Consider the following 2,138-nt stretch of genomic DNA (forward strand, 5'->3'; position numbering starts at 1 on the left):
TCCCTCCAAACGCCGAAGCCGGGCGTTTCGCCACCCCAACCGCTCCACGCCCGGCCCCGGCTCTCACCTCAGCTTCAGGACATCGTCTGTCAGATCAAGTGCTGACTTATACAGGTGAAGTCCGCCGGCGCATCACGGCGCTCCTGAACCGGGATCTCGCCGCCGAAGGGCTCGCACCGGCCAACCACAAGCGCGTTTACCGGCTGATGAAGGTCCATGGCCTGCTACTGGAGAAGCATCGCGGCGATCGCCCCGGCCGTACCCACGACGGCAAGGTGGTGGTGATGCGCTCGGACCTGCGTTCGCCAGTGGGCTCGAACCAATGGCGCCTCACTGGCTCACTGCTCGGGCGGCTTCGAATTTACCTGTTGGAACGGCGAGGTCGTCCGGAGCGCCTTCGTCCTCGACGCCCATGACCGGGAAGTCATCGCCTGGCGCGCCACCGCGAATGCCGGGATCAGTGGCTCGGACATCCGCGACGTGATGCTCGAAGCCGTCGAGGAGCGCTTCGGTGGTATTCGCGCGCCGCATCCGGTGGAATGGCTCTCGGACAACGGCTCGATCTATACCGCCCACGACACCCGCGTCTTCGCCATCCAGCTCAACCCTCGTTCCCTGCTTCACGCCGGTCGCGAGCCCCGAGAGCAACGGCATGAGCGAGGCCTTCGTAAGGACCCTGAAGCGCGACTACCTTCGCGTCAGCCCCGTGCCCGACGCCGGAACCGCGCTTGACCAGATCGCCGGATGGTTCGACGACTACAACGAGAACCATCCTCATTTCGGGCTACGAATGCGCTCGCCCCGCGAGTTCAGACGCGCCCATCAACCCGCCGAGGTGTCCGGTTAAACAGNGCGAGTTCAGACGCGCCCATCAACCCGCCGAGGTGTCCGGTTAAACAGGGGCAACACCAATATGGAACTTGTAGCCGAAGACCGGGGTGGCGATCGCCTCCATCAGCGTGCCGTCCGGGCGACGCTTCCGCCGGCCACGCTTCAGCGTCCAGCGCGCATCCCGCCCTCGCGCTCCGCGTCGGTCATTCGCTGGCGCGGCGCGGGCACGATGCTCGCGTCGACGATCCGCCCGCCCATGGCGAGACACCCTCAGATGCGCATCGAACCGGGCGAGGAGCCTCTCCACCGTCCCCGCCCGGACCAGGGCCTCGCGGTACCGCCAGATCGTCGTCTCGTCCGGGACCGGGTCGGCGTCGTCGATCCCCAGGAACCGCCCGAAGCTGCGCCGGTCCAGGATCTGGAACTCCGCCTGCGCATCCGACAGCCCGTAGAGCGCCTGCGGCACCAGAACCTTGAACATCAGCACCGGGTCCATCGGCGGGCGACCGCCCTTCGACCCGTCGGACCGGTTTGCCGCCTTGTCGAGCTCCGGCCGGAACAGCTCGAAATCCACCACCCCCGCAAACCGGTCCAGCGGATCGCCCGCCTTCGACAGCGCCGCATACCGCTCATCCAGATCAAAGAAACCGCGCTGACCCGACATCCAGGCCTCCCCTTCGCCGCCAGGCCAAGGGAATCACGGTAACCTCGTCAAGGTTCTTCAGGGTGTCCACCTGCCGCGCCCAATGGAGAAAAATTGGGGGAATATGCCAAAAAGATCAGGAAACTATCCAGCCATTTCAGCAATTTCATCAATTTGTCGGCTGGATCTGGTGGAGCCAAGGGGGATCGAACCCCTGACCTCTTGCATGCCATGCAAGCGCTCTCCCAGCTGAGCTATGGCCCCGTGGAGCCGGCTTTTAGGGGCAGGGCGGGCACGGCGCAAGGGGAAAAGGGCGGGACCTCGCAGTGCCGCTCGATTTCATTCCGGCGGCCGAGAGCGACGCTGGCCTCGCGCAGTAGGGGCGGGACGAGGAAGCACCCGTGGCGGAGACCTCCGACACGCCCGGACAGCCGCCGCGTCGCCGCCCGCGCACGTCCGATGCCACGCCGCGGGAGCGCCGGGAGCTCGATCCCGGTGCCTGCCCGGATGGTCGTTTCCTAGGGCGTCGACTCATAAACTCTGACACCGGATCCTCGCGGCTGTGAGCTTGACGGCGGCGAGGAAGTTCTCCGGGTCCTTGTCGTAGCGTGTGGCGATGCCTCGAAACTGCTTGATCCGGTTGAAGAACCTCTCCACTAGATTG

1 protein-coding gene, 1 tRNA gene and 2 pseudogenes are annotated in these 2,138 nt (G+C 65.7%); 1 reads left to right on the top strand and 3 read right to left on the bottom strand.

Annotation, left to right across the window (positions count from 1 at the left end; genetic code table 11):
- Nucleotides 1–125: 125 nt before the first annotated feature.
- A pseudogene (locus ACLJK8_RS22530) lies at nt 126–847 on the top strand (integrase core domain-containing protein); the annotation flags it as partial.
- A 45-nt stretch (nt 848–892) separates the two neighbouring features.
- Here the strand turns inward: ACLJK8_RS22530 and ACLJK8_RS22535 are convergent.
- The 3 genes and pseudogenes from ACLJK8_RS22535 to ACLJK8_RS22545 form a co-directional block, all read right to left on the bottom strand.
- Nucleotides 893–1,495 carry a transposase gene (locus ACLJK8_RS22535; RefSeq protein ID WP_413152655.1) on the bottom strand — a complete coding sequence of 201 codons (603 nt, stop codon included), beginning with the start codon at nt 1,493–1,495 and terminating at the stop codon, nt 893–895.
- 167 nt (nt 1,496–1,662) lie between these two features.
- A tRNA-Ala gene (locus tag ACLJK8_RS22540) sits at nt 1,663–1,738 on the bottom strand.
- Nucleotides 1,739–2,005: 267 nt separating this feature from the next.
- A pseudogene (locus ACLJK8_RS22545) lies at nt 2,006–2,138 on the bottom strand (IS5/IS1182 family transposase); the annotation flags it as partial.

The sequence above is a fragment of the Amaricoccus sp. W119 genome (genome assembly GCF_047275745.1).
Taxonomy (GTDB): domain Bacteria; phylum Pseudomonadota; class Alphaproteobacteria; order Rhodobacterales; family Rhodobacteraceae; genus Amaricoccus.

Bases quoted from the DNA above. Each gene is read 5' to 3' on its own strand.
- ACLJK8_RS22535 (WP_413152655.1), bottom strand. From the start codon at position 1,495: ATGTCGGGTCAGCGCGGTTTCTTTGATCTGGATGAGCGGTATGCGGCG.